Below are 579 nucleotides of genomic sequence, written 5' to 3'. Positions count from 1 at the left end.
GAGCTTGGCGGTCAGGCCCTTCAGGTCACCGACGCCGTCGCCGTTGCTGTCCTGGAACGAGCGGACGAGCACCTCGTAGAAGACGGCGCGCTTGAACCAATCAGGGTCGCGGTCCCTGGCAGGAGTGTCCTCGAAGGTGTCCTGAACGGGTTCGTTGACGATCATGTTGTGGGTGACCCTCCGATCTGCGGGTTGGACGGTCGCAGCACCGAGAAGACGTGCGCGGGACGGTGGCCCGGTTCGAGGCGCACATAGTTGGCCCTGCCCCAGTGATAGGTCTCGCCGGTGAGCTCGTCGCGCACCGGCACCGACTCGTGCCAGTCCAGGCCGAGTTGCGGCATGTCCAACGAGACCGTGGCCTCCTGGGTGTGGTGGGGGTCGAGGTTGGCGACCACCAGAATGGTGTTCGAACCCTTCCGCTTCGAGTAGGCGATCACCGCCTCCTGGTCCGCGTGGTGGAAGTGGAGGTCGCGCAGCTGCTGCAGCGCCGGGTGTTCCCGGCGGATGGTGTTGAGGCGGGTCAGCAGCGGGGTGATGGTGCGGCCCTCCCGCTCGGCGGTGTCCCAGTCGCGGGGCCTG

Annotated in this window: 1 protein-coding gene; it reads right to left on the bottom strand. The window is 67.2% G+C overall.

Annotated elements, in window-relative coordinates:
• Positions 1-161 precede the first annotated feature (161 nt).
• A partial coding sequence (locus tag IE97_RS0137820; RefSeq protein ID WP_030252190.1) for an alpha-glucosidase C-terminal domain-containing protein occupies positions 162-579 on the bottom strand: 418 nt, incomplete at its 5' end.

Origin of the sequence: Streptomyces sp. NRRL S-455 (genome assembly GCF_000717875.1) — a bacterium.
Taxonomy (GTDB): domain Bacteria; phylum Actinomycetota; class Actinomycetes; order Streptomycetales; family Streptomycetaceae; genus Streptomyces.
Note: the sequence above shows the minus strand (reverse complement) of the source record. Positions and strands in the feature narration are given on the sequence as shown.